The following is a 14,962-nucleotide window of genomic DNA, read 5'->3' on the forward strand; positions in this document are numbered from 1 at the left end:
ACGTTTAAGCATCCTTATTTTTGTTGACAATTGGATTTTTGAATAGACGAGTGGATTCTCGTCTTTCCATGGCGGTAGTGCAAATGAATAACTCATATCCGAGTACCCGTTTTCGTAGGAAAGCAGATTGGAGTATTTTGATGAGCAACTACACATTTCAAAACAAATCTCTGAACGTTCATAATATAACTCCCCTTATTCTCCGATTCATTGTTACTTCAACTACCCCTGTCAGGATTTGCTCAAGCATTGTACAACCTCTTTCTCATGATCAACACCCATGAAAAAGACCTTCCATGTGAAACCCCGTAATTCGGTCCGGTGGTGTTCAACGAAAGGTCTTTATCAAAATGAAAAAAGGCACTCTATAAGAACACATCCCCGTAATTGGTTTTGTGCCCACAAAGAGCCCCTTCCTAACAGTTTCTTCTACTCGCCTAATAGTTGTAAGCGGCATCGATATTCATACAACCGCAATTAGTAGCGATATTTCCAGATAATATTAGTTATGACATACATTATTCGATCTACAATTTCAGCTGGAATGCCTATATCATTCAATTCTGGGCCTAACGTCGTCTCCAGTGGAAGATCGTAGTATTTAACCCATAAATCATTCGTGTCATTAGGCTCTAGGTCATCATCATATGTAAAGCTGCAACCAATTACAGTTTCTTTATCGATGTTAATTGATCTCACTTTACCACTAGCCTCAATCCACAAGCTATATACCATGCAGTTGCTACCAGTATTGATGTACTCTTCTTTGGTAATCTTCATTGACCATTTCCTCCAACCATATGATTCAAGTCACAGTAATTATCCTTGTCTTTAAAATCAGTGAATACATAGGCTATTGTGTTTGTTTCTTAGAACGGAACGGGTAATAAAACCGTTTCCCCGCCTCTTCTATTACAATCCGATTAATCGTTTCAATGATGAGTTCTTCATTATTTCCTGCGATAATTTTCTTCTGTAATTGGTCAAAAACTAAGCGGGGATTTGCTTCGATACATCGGGGCTTCTGTCCGTATATAAGTTGAAGTGTATCAATAGGCTCACTCGTCTCTGTTAATACTTCAAAAGAGTGTCCAAGATATTTCTTGGTAAAAACCACATATCTCATTCGACAATGTCGGTTTGCTTTATCCTCCAGATGATCTAGCAAAGCTTTGTTCTGATTCAATTTTGACCCTTTCATTTTACATTCTCTCCTTTTCGTATTTTTGAAAAATGCACAAAAAAAGCCCATTTTCCTAGAGCATACGAATTCTGCACTTCATTCGTATGTCCAGTCAAATGGACTTTAGTTTGCTTTTTCATTCGCTGACCAATGTATGGCCGCATTAATAAACAAAGTAAATCTACGCTCATTTTAACCTATTATTAAACCATTACTCAACAAGCATTTATGTTAGCTCTATGATAAAGTCCTAAAAGTAAGGAAGCCAACCTTTTTCTACTCTACGAGACACTATTTCATTAGGCTTCTAGTCAATTCCTTAAACAAAAGGATTAAACCATAGCGATTATTGATTTTTAAAAAAATTAAATAAGTAGCAACAAACACTATTCCGGTACAAATTATAGAATATAAGATTACTGGTGAAGAAAAAAGCGATTCGTCAATATACATTAGAGAATAGAATAATACAAATCCACATACAATGGCTGTCATTATCGTACATATGATATTTAAGACAAACATAAGTCTTCTTAATCTTTGGCGTTTAGATTCTAATAAGTCATAAAATAACGCTAATGAATCTTTAGGTATGTCGCCAATTCTTAGATGAATATCTTTGGTAATCTTTAAAACTTCCTCAAACTCTGTAACCGTGAATTTATCTATCTTTCTAGTCGGATTAGAATTAGAAAATTGAACTAGGAGCTGCTGATAATATTGATTCAAATCCATACATTTCTCCTTTTCAAAACACGCTTAATTCTCTACCCTGAAAATTATATATTCATAATCCCCTCGGATCGAGGATTAGCAGCTGCGCGTAAAATTGACGCAACCCCATCATTATGTACTCTTGTATAGGGAATCTGAAGTTCTTTGCAAATAGGACCACTAATCTCGCCAGTATGAGTCCTACTTGCCGTAATAATGATTACTACCACATTAGATTTCCTTATATACGTTTTTAAAACATCTTTTGTTGCATTTCCTTTTAAGCCCGTAAATTCGCCTCCACACGCTTCAATACTATCCCGATAATCAGCGTGCCTATCATCTCCACCTATTACTAGTACCTTTTTATTATTTAGTTCTGGATATACGGCTGCAAGAGTATTATCCGATGATGAAGAAGGGAGACTCTTTTTGTTAATCGAAGATGGAAGCGGTGCAGCGTCCGAAAACATGGTTGTCTCATGTTTCCAAATAACAGAAACATTGTTAGGATGCTGAGTGAAAAATGCAATATCAACTAATGCACCCTTGCCTAACTCTTTGCCTTCATCATATGGCAATGTAATGGCCTCAATTGGAAGAGGCTCTAGTTCACTGCTGTTCTTATAATAGCTCTGGATAATAAATTGTCCATGAATCTCTTCGACATGACAGAGGTTAAATTGAACTCGATTTTGTCTTGGAATCATCGGTCCTTTTTTGATTATCTTTACATAAGGTTTTCCTTTGTTATCAGTGACTCTTATGATATCGTTGTGATCCAAATTCAATCGCCTAATGATACTCTCTCCGATATATCGCCCATCGGCATACCCTCCTTTTAGCTCACGAGTTAAGACAGTTTCATGTACCTCGGTTGGTTGATTGAAAGTCACGTTCTGAGTATTCTTGGGTGTTTCATTTTTATTCATCCACTCTTCTTGAAAAACGTCTAGAGATACAACATCCGCTTCGTTTTCTACTGGATTCTCAGTACTATTCCATAAAGGTAATTCCTCTAGTATCGATACTGCTGATCGTAACTTAGGAAGCCGATCAATTAAGTTCTCATAAGTTAAATCTTCCAACTGAAGCATCATGTCTTTACTTAATTCTTTTAGAAATTGGTTCATTATATCCGGACTCAATCGCAAACCTCCTACCTATAACTTGGTAATTACTTATTTAATTATTCTTCCACACTAAGAATAACTTTTTTCCTTGCTTTAAAGACTCAACATTCTCTGTTTCCTTTAATACTTTTTGAATTGTAATGTAGTAATTAGACATATAAATGTTATCCTTCTTCAAAATGGATACAACCTCTTTCAAAGGTACAGGTCCATCTGACTTCTTTACTATATCTTCGAGACATCGCGTAATTCTCGGATAATCAATGGAATTGTAGGAACGTCTCTTAGCTACTGGTAAATTGGTCATGGGTTCTTCTTGCTGATGAGTAAGATCACCTGTAGACACTTCTTCGTTAGCATTGTGGAAATGTTTATCACCATTCTCAAACGTTTGTTGTACACTTAATTGGTCTAACTTAGAGACACGATCGATAATTTCTTTGATTTCAATAGAGAGCGCTTTATCTTGTTCAGCAAAACTAACCCGTAGGCTGTGACGCATCTTTAATAAACTTTCGAGGTTCATTTGTAATGCTGCTCTTTCATTAAAAAAAGTAGTCATAGTAGCCCCTCACTAATATTGATCCTAATTCTATTAAAAAATACCATACTAACTGCTGATAATATAGACTTTTCCAAACCTTTTATTCCCAATAATGCCCATTTGTACTCACATGGGTAATTTATCTAACTAACATAGTGGATATCCGTTTAAACATTATAGCAGCTTTATGATGTTCCCCTTGCTCCATTAGCATGTTAGCTATTTTATGATATGTATGGAATAACGGTCTGTTTGGAGGCAAATTTGCTATTGTATCAAACACATCGATGAACAATTGAAAAGCTTCTTCTACTTTATTCTCTTCCAGTAAAAGTTCAGTAAGAACAGACTTTGCTTCTGATGAAGCCGAGTCTTGACCATTATCCGCTACACTTTGAAGTAATTGTTTTGCGTGTTCAAAATTACCCATTGCTTTATAAGTCAAAGCTAGTTCAATCGAATTATTCTCGTGTCCAATAGCAAAGCCAAGAGATTTATATCCATCTTGAGCACGCTTAAGATATTCTAAAGATGCATCGTATCTACCTATCATCCTGTAGAAAATCCCCATGTTCCCTATACAACCCATATAAAGAATTTCATCATTCCCTTTACTCTCATAGATATCGATAGCTTTTTGATTATAATATTCAGCCTCCTCATGATGACTTGAAGCAGCATATCCGATCCCCAACCCCATAAAAGTATCCTCTAACCTATATTGGGTATTATAAGCTTCCTGAGTAGAGTATACTTCCTTAAACAACCTAATTGCCGATACATACTCCGACAAACGAAGAGACAAGTTACCTAAACTAATTAAAACATTGATTTTCAGTCTGCCAGATAGATCATATTTACGTAGGAGTTCAAATGCGTCATTCAACAAAAATGATCCTTTTGGTACGTCGTCCCTAAAACGGCAATAGAACGTCCCAATTGAATCGAGTATCCTGACTCTGGTTGAAATATCAGCAATATCTTTTGAAACTGTTTCCGCTTGGGAATAGTATTCTTCGGCTTTATTAAAATCGCGTCTTAATTCCGCCAGTTTTCCCATTGCCCAATAAATAATAGCTTCATGTCCGAATGACTTAGGTATACTCGATAATTGTGTTAATAGAGATTCAGCTTCTTCAATTCGCTTTTCATCTAACAAATCGATCAACTTCGAAATTCGGCGTGTTAATTCTTCTGAGCTAAAGGTATGAATTGGACTTAAAAAGTCTGGAGAAACCTGTAGCTTTTCCAGAATTTTTTCAAGCATAGCTTTTGATGGTGTTATAAGTCCATTCTCTATTGAGCTTATGTACTTTCTCGAGCAAATTCCCTGAGCAAGTTCATCTTGCGTCATTTTTTTGCTCTTTCTAATATCTCGAATTCGTATCCCTATATTCATGATAAACCCCCACGTTGTGATCTGATAACGAATGTATAACAATGAAAAAGGTAACACCCTATAACTTTTCAATTATCTAATCATAATTTTTATCATATTGTAATTTACCTATCAATTACAATTTAATATAGTTGTAGGTATAGCTCCAATGATTCTTTGTTCGTAAGTTATAGAATGTTTTTGACTTCAGGAGGATCTAGCATTGAAAAGCCATCGGAAAACACTTGGGAATAATTGTGAAGCAGATCTGGTAATTCATTATCGTGATTGCATCCTTGTCTTCGCCTTGTATTATTCAATAACTGGTTTGTATCATACTCTCTTATCTAGGAATTGGATTTTTGAATCAACACAAACAACTCTGTTGTTTTATGTGATGAGGTTCATCTTGTTTTGTTGCTTTTTATTCCCCCTTTTCTTTAAAGGAAAAATGGAGATGTTGCGTCTAGTTAATGTTCAATTCCCTACTTTTACTAAAAATCAAACAGGTATAATAATCGGAACTATCCTATTTGTGTATTGCCTCTTGCAACTTGAGCAATTATTCTCCTGGTCGAACCAATCCCTCCGAGTAAATGCCTTCACCGAGGAGATTCAAGCAGCATTTCATCTTGGACTATTATTCTCCGCCCTATCTTTTCTTACGGTGACAATAACTCCTGCAATCACAGAAGAGATAATGTTTCGGGGAGTTCTACAGACATTCCTAGAACAAAAATATAGGCCAATCTTTGCAGTGGTTATTACTGCATTAATTTTTGTCTTATTTCATTTTGATTTAGCTAAATCTCTTTCATTATTTGCATCAGGTATCCTATTGGGGAGTATTCGTTACGTAACAAGGAACCTCTGGGTGTGTATAGTTGTTCATGCCGGTCTAAACCTAACCCCATGGCTCTCTCAACTAATGATCTTCCTTAATAAGTAGGTTACACATGATGAAAGTCTATACTAATGAAAAGACACCAGGCTATAGGGGCTGGTGTCTTTTCATTAGTACTGATATGTGCTTTCTTAACCCTGTCCATGGATTACTCACCCTACATTTACTCACTCCGCACTAGTAACCACTAGCTTCTTGTTGAACCATATTCATAGTTTCATGATTCTTACCAGGCTCATAGCCAGAAATAAGCTTCAACAAGTCAAATCTACTCTTTAAATCATCAAACCATTCCTGATCCCCCATTATCTTTGCTTCAAAAAGAAGATAAGACAAGTCTGTTAGCTCGGATTCAATGGAGTAGTCACGAACATAACATGTAGGTATTACACAAATATGAGCTCCGTCTGTAGTAAACCAGCATACTCGGTACGACGCCGATCGTTCATCTAATACTATTCCAACCGATCCTTCAGGTAAGTCCCCTAACTGTTCTGGCGTATAAACCCACTTAGATCTGTTCATCGGTTTTCCTTCCTCCGATCAAAATGTAACCAACATAATCTTGAAAATATATCGAAAGTATCCCTTAAAAACAAAGAAACCTCCTTATGGCGCAACTATCGCTGCTCCACAAAGGAGGTCATAAAAAAACCATTTGCAGGCACACTACTCCCTTACAAGGAAATAGATGCCCACAAATGGACGCTGTATCTTTTGGTTCGCTAACCTGCTATCAGGTTGCCACAGAAAAATAAAAGTTACACCCATTATAAGGGATAGTAGTTTAAATTTCTATACTTTTCACCTAGATCTTATGTTAATTAGATTGAAAGCTTCATTTGAACAAGTGAAGTACGCTTAACTGCCTCATCAGCAAAATCGGGATTTATTTCAAAGCCAACAAATCGACGATTGTACTGTAAAGCAACTTCCCATGTTGTACCTGTTCCAACGAAAGGGTCTAAAATGATGCCTCCTTCTTTTGAAGCTTTTACAAAGGGTTCAATAAGACTGGGTGGAAATACAGCGGGATGGGGACCTTTATATGCTCTTGTCGGAACACTAAATACGTCCCCAGGGTTTTTTCCATTTAATCCTGGTACCCATTCTTTACCGCTGTAACTACGCTGCCCATATTTTTTATAATTAGCTCCGCCAATAGAATAATGACCTTTTGTCGCTCCTTTTGTTAAACATGGTATTTTTATATCTTGTAAATTAAAGATGTATTTGGGACTTTTAACAAAGAAATATACTTTCTCATACTTGTTTGAGAAACGATCTGACACGGACTGCGGGCAAGCATTGGGTTTATACCAGATTAATTCATTCCGTAAAATCCAGCCTCTCTGCTGCATTGCAATGGCTATTCTAGCAGGAATTTGCATAAGTTGCTTCGGTTTTGCCCATGGCTCCTTCGTATCCATTTTTCTACTTACATGTCCTTTGTGGTTTCTAGTATTGGTTGGACGGTGACCGGATCGATCACCACCATATACATCACCAATATTAAGAAATACGCAACCCGTTTTAGAGAGTACACGGTACACTTCAGTATTAAAAAGATTAACGATCTTCTCAATATATTCAGCTGGGTCGCTTTCTAATCCAAACTGTTGTGGATGGCCGTAGTCTCTGACAGCATAATACGGAATGCTGGTAATTACCGTATCGACAGACTCATCTCCCATCTTCTTAATACCTTCAAAACAATCTAAGACATGAAGTCCTTCTCGAATATTCAATCGATTACTCATGAAAATCTCCCTTTCCGAAACGTAGGTTTTCGGAAAAGGTAGGGCCCTGTTTGTTTACCCTTGTTCACTAAGTGTAGGATGCTTAGTGAGTGCTACTCTTCCACATTGGGAGATCAGTTCGAGGGTGGACACACTGGTCTCTAAAATGAGTCTGCTTCCTAGCTACTTGTCGTCCTACACCACTAGGTACTCACTCCCTCATCGCACCTGTATTAAAGGAAAGATTTTCGTCTATATGCCTGATACTTCATAATGTTCTCCTACCTTATATCTCTCATTTCAATAGGGCAATTTGCAAACGAAACAGAGCATCACTGATATTCCGCTCTGTTTTTATTACATACTCATGTTTAATCAAATACCTAGTGAATTTTGCTAATGTCTTTCCACATTTACTCTTTATTGCTTGGTATTGGTCTAGGTTCTTAGTTAGATCAGCTGGACCACGTATCCCTCGAAAGAATGACTCTACATGCTTGAATTCAGAGTCTTCTTCACTTTGGGCTTCAAAGTCGCTCAGTGCTTTTCTCTCATCTTTACTTCTTTGATAATAATTTCTTAGCTGCTCTCGAACTTCTTCGACTATTTCCTCTACTACTCGTCCATAATGTTCCGATTGGAAGCCAATTAAATCAAGAATTTGCTCAGCCTCTTGAATATTCCGATACTCCAATAGAGAAGAAAAAAACAACTTTTCTTTCTGCATATCTTTGAGTCGTCGGTATTTTTTTTCCTGCTCCATGAGCTCCACATACGGCTTATGTTTGCTACTCAAAGCCTCTTCTTCAGCAAATACTTTATAACCATACCCATATAACTCGAGGAGGGGTTTTAGTTCCTCGTAAACGTTTTTTCCAGCGTGTATTTCAATTATGGTCCTTGGATCGTACTGTTTCTGAAGAAACTCAATTATGCTCTGAGCAAGCACTTTCTGATCAGTCTTAGCTACTTCACCGCTTCGCTTGGGGTAATCCTCAATCTCTGCTGTAAAAGGGATAATCCGATTCCCATGAAATGATAAGAAGAAAATATCCTCTTCTGGAAAGTTCCTTACTTCCATGTAATCAATAACGTGATTAATCCACCTTGAATATCTTCCTCTGTAAAATTGCTTAGCAGCTGCTCTTTTCATTCGATTACTTGATTCAATGATGAATGCTACACGTTTAGTCAATTCAACCCCCCCTTTTATAACAGAAGAGGACGTCATTATAATTAATGACCTCCTCTATGGCTTGGCCCTATCCGGCGTCATCAACTTATTTTTCCCCGAACAAAGCATTCAGAACATGTCTTACTATTTTTAGTCCTTCAATCGGAATACGTGTCGACCGATTTGTTAACCTATCCGTAACAAGGTAATTACTCTCGCTATCCTTTTGAAATGCAAACCTTACATTGTTTGCTGGTTTCTTACTTTGTTGGCTTTGAACATTATTGGTTTTTTCTAAAAATGACTCCACTAAGACACTGTCATCAATTGCTGCACCTCGATTTTCTGATAAAGCCTCTTTCCAGGGCCATTTACCGGCACCGATAGGATAAGCTCGTATAGCATCAACTTCATTAAAGAGGACTGTCTCAGCACTATAAACTTCTGACTGAGTCGCGTCCAATGCTTCTTTGCTAAATCTAAAGTAAAATGCATCTTCCTCTTCGTTATACCAGGCATGAAACCCCATAGAATTGACCTTCATGACCAGCCGTTTTGCCTGATCCATTAAGAAGTACGCTTTGAGTGAATCACCGTCATTGACCCTTCTCCGAGCTAACCCAGGTGACGCGAGACCGTTCTCATCTTCCGTAAACTCAGAGCGATACCAGGTACCTAGTGATTCTAGAACTCTTGTATCGTACCCAAACAGGATGCCCGTATATGATACATCTGCAACTAAGTAACCTGAAGTATCTAGTACTAAGCCGATATTCCTCGTGTAGTACTCTTGAACTCCTAAATTCTCACGGTCACATAATGCAGAACATAATGCAACTGCCTGTTCTATTGATTCTACTTGTAACTTTCTACTTTCTGACACGGTAACAAAGAAATACGATTCAGACATATCCCTCTCTCCTCTACTGATCAGTAAATGAAAAAGAGGGCTGGCTAAATAGCCACCCTCCTGTCCTATTCTTCTCCGAATATCAATTACTCTTTCAAGTTTAGATTACCTGGACACTTTCGCAAATATCCGGTTCTTTAGACATGAACAATTCATACAGTATAACTGATGCTTCTTCAATATCTTCCAATAACAAGTTAGGAATATTAATATTATATTCAACCCAATCGAAGGCACTGTCATCAAACTTAACCGTTTGATCCTCTTGAAATTCGCCTCCCCTATAGGTAACATAAAAAAATTCATTGTCCTTTTTAATTACAGTTGTTTCATTAGCCCTATTTGAGAAGAACCAATTTGTAAAAATGTACTCTTGGTTTTCCTGCATTTCAGACACTTTCATTTTAGATTGCATTAACTGATCCATTATTTACACCCCTGTCCCCAATACCTATTTCTAAAGATACCTCATCAAAACCTTTAACATTTCTTCTCCTTTCCATTCGCCCGTGATTTATCAAGGAACGCAAAAAAGCCCCTTGTAAGTGTATAGAAACCTAATTCTTGTTTCCATATACTCGCAAAGAGCTTTATCTTATATGCATTCGCTTACCACTATGGTAGCATGACAAAAACACAAATCAACTTAGTGCAATTATAACAAAGTGGTTGCCCTACTTACAATAAATAAAAAACGCGAGCACAATGCCCGCGTTTACAGAACCCTACATCCAGCTTGTTTTATCCCATTCTTCCATCCATACACTCATTAAATAATGGGAACCGTCAGTCATGGAATCATCATTGAGCTCCCAATTTTCTATCCATAGGCTAAGCAAGTATGCGCAGGCAGCTTCTTTGTATTCAGTATTAATACCACTCGACTTCATTACTGTACGCACATGACGCCAAGCCTGTTGAAAGTCAACGCCCTCAAAAGAACGAAATGTTCCTGGCACATCAAATCTGTAACGAATATACCTATACAACCGGTTCCATTTTGTGTGACCTTCCTTAAACTTTGTAGGGATAGTATACCAGTCTGGAAGAAGCTTTTTGATATCATGTAGACCTAAAACAAGATCCACATCTGACACTTCCAATGGAACAAAGCTAGTTGACATTTCCATTCACCACATTTCAATTTATTAAAGTTCACTTTGTAGTTTATCTGCAATTGCATCGCATGTTTATAACAATAACGATGAGCTTTGCTCTATCTCACACAAGGTATTTAGTTAAATAATCCATATGATATTTTCTTCAAAGGGATGTATAAACACAATTCCTTTTTGTTTTTTCAATTGCCTCATGATTAATAGCTCAAGACTATTAGTTGCTAATACTTCCTTCTTGTGCTGATCATAAAGTAAATGGGATACTTGAATTTTTTTGTCTTTCAATTGACTACCTACATAATATAAAGCCGTCCGCAGGTTATCCGTATCTTTAATAAAGGTAAACAATTCGTCATTGGCCATCTTTTTAAGCATCACGTATCTGCCCTCACAAAAGCTAGCATATTGAGGTACAAGATCAACAACTTCCATGTTCGACATAACCATACCATTCTCCCCTCATTTGGAAATAAAAAAAGGCAGAACAAAAAAGTCCAAATGTGGGATTCACTCTTCCTAAATTAGGATTCGTATATCCAACAAATGGACTTATGTTCTGCCTTAATATTCGCTAACTGATTTCTCAGCTGCATCAAAAAACAAGTAACTTAAGTCTTATACTACTACACAGTTAGGCTGATTTGAAGATCTAATTATTACTCTCCTTTTAGCATGACAAAAGATAGGCAGCTTGACGCCACCTATCTTTTGTCTAAATTCAGCCGACAATAAGATCTTATAATGTGCCGACCTTTCCTTGGTACCTATCCGGAATGACCTGTAGAGTAGCTATTTGGGAATAAATTTCAAATTCTACGTGTTCCAAATCATATAATGTCAAACTTGAAATATCATACTCTTCGCAGTAATTGACGGTATTTACGATTGAAAGATCAAAGAAAAATTGTTGGCCATCTTCAGGAAAATCCCCACCTTTTATCGTGACAGTTAATCTATCACCGTTTTTGGTGAAGCCCACAATATCATTGGTGTATTCGTGATCAGCTATTATCTCGTAATAGACACCATCGACCATTTGGGTAACAGGGAAGCTTTGGTCTGCAAACTCTTTTTCCACAACACAGATACATTCACCATGAAAGTATCGATTAGCATACTTTATGGCTCGCTGTTCGTTATTAGCCTCAACGTGTCTAATATAGATCCCACTGTCTGAGTCTTTCATCGTTACTTTGTATCCTGCCATTTCAACCTCTCCCGTTCTTCGTTAAGATTAGACACATTAATACTGAACATGTAAGTTGAGCAATATCAATAGATGCTTATGATTAGCTTAGGAATATACGTTACTCCCACCCACCAGGTTAATCCAAGCCAAAAAGATATACAAAAGATTTGGAAGCAAAAAAGCTTGATCGTTTTGAAATTTAACGATTTAGATTCTTGTTTAAATTTGCTGTATCGCCGTTCGTATTTTTCAAGGATTCTGTCATCAATATGATCAGTGAATAAGATGTACTTCTTCATTCTCCAAAAGCCCCAAACCTTATTGAACTTAAAGTACAGAATGAAAATCATAATTGGATAAACGATGTGAATCCATTCTGAAATAGTAGGTCTAGTAACAACGATATTATCTCCAAACTTAGCAACTATATTCTGCTGTGAAGAATGCCAAGTATAAAAAAGGATCGGCTTATTTATCCTTCGAGCGTCAAGAATAGTCTTTCCAGTCATAGTAATAATTTTTTGTTTATTCATTGACATTCCAATATGCAGTTCCATAACCTGATTTATCGGATTATAAGAAGTTGGCATTTTTTCTTTCCAATTAGTAAAAAACACATATCCTATATAGCTCAGTATGTTGGTAAAGAGATATATGGTAGATATTGCTGTAAACATTACATTTCTTTCTAATAAACTAAATGTTAATAAAGGGAATCCAATAATATTCCCATAATATACGAACTCTAAATACCATCGAAATGTCCTTTGCTCTTTGGTCTGCCTCACTTTCCCATCTCCTTTTGGATATTTTACCAGATTGGTACTAATAAAGCAGAGACTTGAAGCACAACATGTCTCTGCTTTAAGGGTAATAGTTCCCAATGTTTTTATAGCCTTAGATAGCCTCATCTGGAATAAAATCAAACATAGATATTTGTGCATTATATGCCTCGCCTCGCTTCGGTTTCATACGGAGAGTCTCTTCCTTTGAGCTCATAATGGGGTCCAGTATGCTCTCGATTTGAGTACCATTGTATGCTTCCTCTAGCGAAACAAGGGCTTGTATACTATAAGCCCTACATTGTTCTGTAGACCAATCCCTCGGTGCAATTTCGAACCCTCTAGGTGTTATAATGGTTTTCCTTCCATCTGAATCGTTCTTTCGTGGGTTTAGGTAACTTGTTGAGTCTGCAGAAAACCACTTATAACGATAAAGCAATTCCGAACTGAGTCCCAAAATATGAAATCTTCCGTTTGGAAAGGCGGCAAAGATCTTATCGAAAAGCCTTCTTTTCTTCTGGGAGTTAAATAAATTTACAGTACCACCAATCGCAATAAAATCGTACTTATCTGCTCTAACAAGTCCCTCGAGCGTTTCCCATGAATCGTTAACCTGCCACACTGGAAATATCCCCTGGAGGAGTCCCATTAAAAGAGAACTATACTCTGAATACCTCTCTAACTCCCTACGAGTCGCTGTTCGCTTGTAGTAGATAAAAGCCATGGCTTCCTTTATTTTTTTTACTGGTATGACGATAGCGTTAACACTTGCTTCGGTTTTGAAGTAGATTTTTTTTCGATCGATTTCTGTTATAAAATTCGGTCTTCCAAGTCCAGTATGAAAAGGTAAGCCTGACTTTCTCCATTTTCGAATGAATTTACGGAATCTAGCTCGAGCTCTGAAGGTTGATACTTGGTTCATTTTACCCTCCCCAAAAATATAGAAATGCCCTTAGCATTATTACTAAAGGGCATTTCATAACTTAATTATTTTCTTATTGGCAATACTAGTTGCAGAATATCGCCATTGCCCTGAGTTCGTAAAGTAAATGGATGCATATTCCCCGAAAAAGACAGATCTATCGGTTTCTTTGCCTCGTCTAATACATTTAATGCTTCAAGGACATATTTTGCATTGAATGAGAGTTTTATATCTATTCCATCGATTCTATCGGTATACAATACCTCTTCAGCCTTCCCTACCTGATTACTAGCTGAAGTAAGGGTTACTACTCCATCTTCCTTAATTGAATTCAAAGTAATAACTGTTTTACCGTCTTCCCTAAAAATATCACACGATTTCACTGCATCAATGATTTCCTTGGGATTTACGGTTATTTCAGTATTAAAATTTGTTGGAATGATCCGATTTGTATCTGGATATTGCCCTTCTAATAAACGAGTAATGAAGGTAGTATTCCCATTTAAGACGGACATGTACTGTCCATTTGTGCAGATATCCGCTTCCGAATCTTCATGTAGCACCTTAACGAGCTCTTTTAATGATGATCCTGGTACTACAATCTCAAACGGTTCAACATCCGCACTAATAGCATATACGTGCTGAGAAAGTCTATGCGAGTCTGTAGCCACCATTTTCAACTTCTGGCTGTCATATTCGAACTTAACACCCATTAATATCGGTCTTGTTTCGGAAGTTGCAATTGAAATAATTGTTGATTTCACCATGTTTTTTAGTATGTTAGTATGCACTTTCAGACTTTCGCTTTGCTCTACTAACGGGAGAACTGGATACTTCGAAGGATCCAATCCCGAAAGATCATGCCTAGAGGTAGCTGCCTTCTTCCCCTTTTTGGCAGGCAGTTCTGAACTGATTATTACTTGATAACCATCTTTTTGCTCAATTTCAATGACATTCCCTCTTAAATTTGTAACAATTTGACTAAAGTAACGAGCTGGGAGAATAATGGAACCCTCTGTCTCAATTACTAAATCAGCCGCTTCAGAAGAAAGTGGAATTTCATGAATAAAAGCAAACTGGTTGTTGTATCCAGTGAATAATAAGCCGTTCCCCTTTACCTGGATTAGTATGCCTTGTAAGACTTCGAGTGTTGAGGAAGAAGATACTGCCTTACCAACAATATTAATCGCTTCGCTTAACAAACTCTTTTGTACTTTTACCTTCACTATGACCCTCTCCTATGTCTTGTCCTTTTTTAGAAAAAACTGATTA

Annotated in this window: 18 protein-coding genes; 1 reads left to right on the forward strand and 17 read right to left on the reverse strand. The window is 37.1% G+C overall.

The window, feature by feature from the left end; genetic code table 11:
* Positions 1-477 precede the first annotated feature (477 nt).
* The 6 genes from ACFYU8_RS18250 to ACFYU8_RS18275 all read right to left on the reverse strand — a co-directional run bounded on the left by ACFYU8_RS18250 (position 478) and on the right by ACFYU8_RS18275 (position 4,973).
* Entirely contained in the window at positions 478-780 is a 303-nt protein-coding gene (locus ACFYU8_RS18250; protein WP_390301943.1) for a hypothetical protein, read from the reverse strand.
* Between the two features lie 73 nt (positions 781-853).
* The gene (locus ACFYU8_RS18255) at positions 854-1,201 is read right to left on the reverse strand and encodes a hypothetical protein (RefSeq protein ID WP_390301940.1); all 348 of its coding nucleotides are present in this window, start codon (positions 1,199-1,201) and stop codon (positions 854-856) included.
* Positions 1,202-1,474: 273 nt separating this feature from the next.
* Positions 1,475-1,918: a hypothetical protein gene (locus ACFYU8_RS18260; RefSeq protein WP_390301937.1), complete on the reverse strand. Its 444-nt coding sequence runs from the start codon at positions 1,916-1,918 to the stop codon at positions 1,475-1,477.
* Positions 1,919-1,962: 44 nt separating this feature from the next.
* Positions 1,963-3,045 carry a hypothetical protein gene (locus ACFYU8_RS18265; RefSeq protein ID WP_390301934.1) on the reverse strand — a complete coding sequence of 361 codons (1,083 nt, stop codon included), beginning with the start codon at positions 3,043-3,045 and terminating at the stop codon, positions 1,963-1,965.
* 37 nt (positions 3,046-3,082) lie between these two features.
* Positions 3,083-3,592 carry a hypothetical protein gene (locus ACFYU8_RS18270; RefSeq protein ID WP_390301931.1) on the reverse strand — a complete coding sequence of 170 codons (510 nt, stop codon included), beginning with the start codon at positions 3,590-3,592 and terminating at the stop codon, positions 3,083-3,085.
* A 121-nt stretch (positions 3,593-3,713) separates the two neighbouring features.
* Entirely contained in the window at positions 3,714-4,973 is a 1,260-nt protein-coding gene (locus tag ACFYU8_RS18275) for a helix-turn-helix domain-containing protein (protein WP_390301928.1), read from the reverse strand.
* 202 nt (positions 4,974-5,175) lie between these two features.
* Here ACFYU8_RS18275 and ACFYU8_RS18280 point away from each other — a divergent pair, with 202 nt between their 5' ends.
* Complete coding sequence (locus tag ACFYU8_RS18280) at positions 5,176-5,901, forward strand: CPBP family intramembrane glutamic endopeptidase (RefSeq protein ID WP_390301925.1); 726 nt, start codon at positions 5,176-5,178, stop codon at positions 5,899-5,901.
* Positions 5,902-6,033: 132 nt separating this feature from the next.
* Here the strand turns inward: ACFYU8_RS18280 and ACFYU8_RS18285 are convergent, their stop codons facing one another.
* The 11 genes from ACFYU8_RS18285 to dnaN all read right to left on the reverse strand — a co-directional run bounded on the left by ACFYU8_RS18285 (position 6,034) and on the right by dnaN (position 14,916).
* Complete coding sequence (locus tag ACFYU8_RS18285; RefSeq protein WP_390301922.1) at positions 6,034-6,381, reverse strand: hypothetical protein; 348 nt, start codon at positions 6,379-6,381, stop codon at positions 6,034-6,036.
* Between the two features lie 299 nt (positions 6,382-6,680).
* The gene (locus tag ACFYU8_RS18290; RefSeq protein ID WP_390301919.1) at positions 6,681-7,616 is read right to left on the reverse strand and encodes a DNA-methyltransferase; all 936 of its coding nucleotides are present in this window, start codon (positions 7,614-7,616) and stop codon (positions 6,681-6,683) included.
* A 274-nt stretch (positions 7,617-7,890) separates the two neighbouring features.
* Positions 7,891-8,790 carry a hypothetical protein gene (locus ACFYU8_RS18295; protein WP_390301916.1) on the reverse strand — a complete coding sequence of 300 codons (900 nt, stop codon included), beginning with the start codon at positions 8,788-8,790 and terminating at the stop codon, positions 7,891-7,893.
* 85 nt (positions 8,791-8,875) lie between these two features.
* Positions 8,876-9,679 (reverse strand): hypothetical protein, encoded by an 804-nt coding sequence (locus ACFYU8_RS18300; RefSeq protein ID WP_390301913.1) that lies wholly within the window; start codon positions 9,677-9,679, stop codon positions 8,876-8,878.
* A 100-nt stretch (positions 9,680-9,779) separates the two neighbouring features.
* A complete protein-coding gene (locus ACFYU8_RS18305) occupies positions 9,780-10,106 on the reverse strand; it encodes a hypothetical protein (RefSeq protein ID WP_390301910.1) in 327 nt (108 codons plus the stop codon).
* A 298-nt stretch (positions 10,107-10,404) separates the two neighbouring features.
* Entirely contained in the window at positions 10,405-10,803 is a 399-nt protein-coding gene (locus tag ACFYU8_RS18310) for a hypothetical protein (protein ID WP_390301907.1), read from the reverse strand.
* Positions 10,804-10,917: 114 nt separating this feature from the next.
* Positions 10,918-11,238 carry a hypothetical protein gene (locus tag ACFYU8_RS18315; RefSeq protein ID WP_390301904.1) on the reverse strand — a complete coding sequence of 107 codons (321 nt, stop codon included), beginning with the start codon at positions 11,236-11,238 and terminating at the stop codon, positions 10,918-10,920.
* Between the two features lie 295 nt (positions 11,239-11,533).
* The gene (locus tag ACFYU8_RS18320) at positions 11,534-12,004 is read right to left on the reverse strand and encodes a hypothetical protein (RefSeq protein WP_390301901.1); all 471 of its coding nucleotides are present in this window, start codon (positions 12,002-12,004) and stop codon (positions 11,534-11,536) included.
* 65 nt (positions 12,005-12,069) lie between these two features.
* Entirely contained in the window at positions 12,070-12,774 is a 705-nt protein-coding gene (locus tag ACFYU8_RS18325) for a hypothetical protein (protein WP_390301898.1), read from the reverse strand.
* A 109-nt stretch (positions 12,775-12,883) separates the two neighbouring features.
* A complete protein-coding gene (locus tag ACFYU8_RS18330) occupies positions 12,884-13,690 on the reverse strand; it encodes a hypothetical protein (protein ID WP_390301895.1) in 807 nt (268 codons plus the stop codon).
* 65 nt (positions 13,691-13,755) lie between these two features.
* Entirely contained in the window at positions 13,756-14,916 is a 1,161-nt protein-coding gene (gene dnaN / locus ACFYU8_RS18335; RefSeq protein ID WP_390301892.1) for a DNA polymerase III subunit beta, read from the reverse strand.
* Between the last annotated feature and the right edge of the window lie 46 nt (positions 14,917-14,962).

Source organism: Brevibacillus sp. NPDC003359, assembly GCF_042878995.1.
Lineage (GTDB): Bacteria > Bacillota > Bacilli > Brevibacillales > Brevibacillaceae > Brevibacillus.

Excerpts from the sequence above, each read along its gene's own strand:
- ACFYU8_RS18305 (WP_390301910.1), bottom strand. The coding sequence starts at position 10,106 with ATGGATCAGTTAATGCAATCTAAAATGAAAGTGTCTGAAATGCAGGAA.
- ACFYU8_RS18315 (WP_390301904.1), bottom strand. The coding sequence starts at position 11,238 with ATGTCGAACATGGAAGTTGTTGATCTTGTACCTCAATATGCTAGCTTT.
- ACFYU8_RS18310 (WP_390301907.1), bottom strand. The coding sequence starts at position 10,803 with ATGTCAACTAGCTTTGTTCCATTGGAAGTGTCAGATGTGGATCTTGTT.
- ACFYU8_RS18300 (WP_390301913.1), bottom strand. The coding sequence starts at position 9,679 with ATGTCTGAATCGTATTTCTTTGTTACCGTGTCAGAAAGTAGAAAGTTA.
- ACFYU8_RS18260 (WP_390301937.1), bottom strand. The coding sequence starts at position 1,918 with ATGGATTTGAATCAATATTATCAGCAGCTCCTAGTTCAATTTTCTAAT.
- ACFYU8_RS18275 (WP_390301928.1), bottom strand. The coding sequence starts at position 4,973 with ATGAATATAGGGATACGAATTCGAGATATTAGAAAGAGCAAAAAAATG.
- ACFYU8_RS18330 (WP_390301895.1), bottom strand. The coding sequence starts at position 13,690 with ATGAACCAAGTATCAACCTTCAGAGCTCGAGCTAGATTCCGTAAATTC.
- ACFYU8_RS18320 (WP_390301901.1), bottom strand. The coding sequence starts at position 12,004 with ATGGCAGGATACAAAGTAACGATGAAAGACTCAGACAGTGGGATCTAT.
- ACFYU8_RS18270 (WP_390301931.1), bottom strand. The coding sequence starts at position 3,592 with ATGACTACTTTTTTTAATGAAAGAGCAGCATTACAAATGAACCTCGAA.
- ACFYU8_RS18250 (WP_390301943.1), bottom strand. The coding sequence starts at position 780 with ATGAAGATTACCAAAGAAGAGTACATCAATACTGGTAGCAACTGCATG.
- ACFYU8_RS18285 (WP_390301922.1), bottom strand. The coding sequence starts at position 6,381 with ATGAACAGATCTAAGTGGGTTTATACGCCAGAACAGTTAGGGGACTTA.
- ACFYU8_RS18290 (WP_390301919.1), bottom strand. The coding sequence starts at position 7,616 with ATGAGTAATCGATTGAATATTCGAGAAGGACTTCATGTCTTAGATTGT.
- ACFYU8_RS18255 (WP_390301940.1), bottom strand. The coding sequence starts at position 1,201 with ATGAAAGGGTCAAAATTGAATCAGAACAAAGCTTTGCTAGATCATCTG.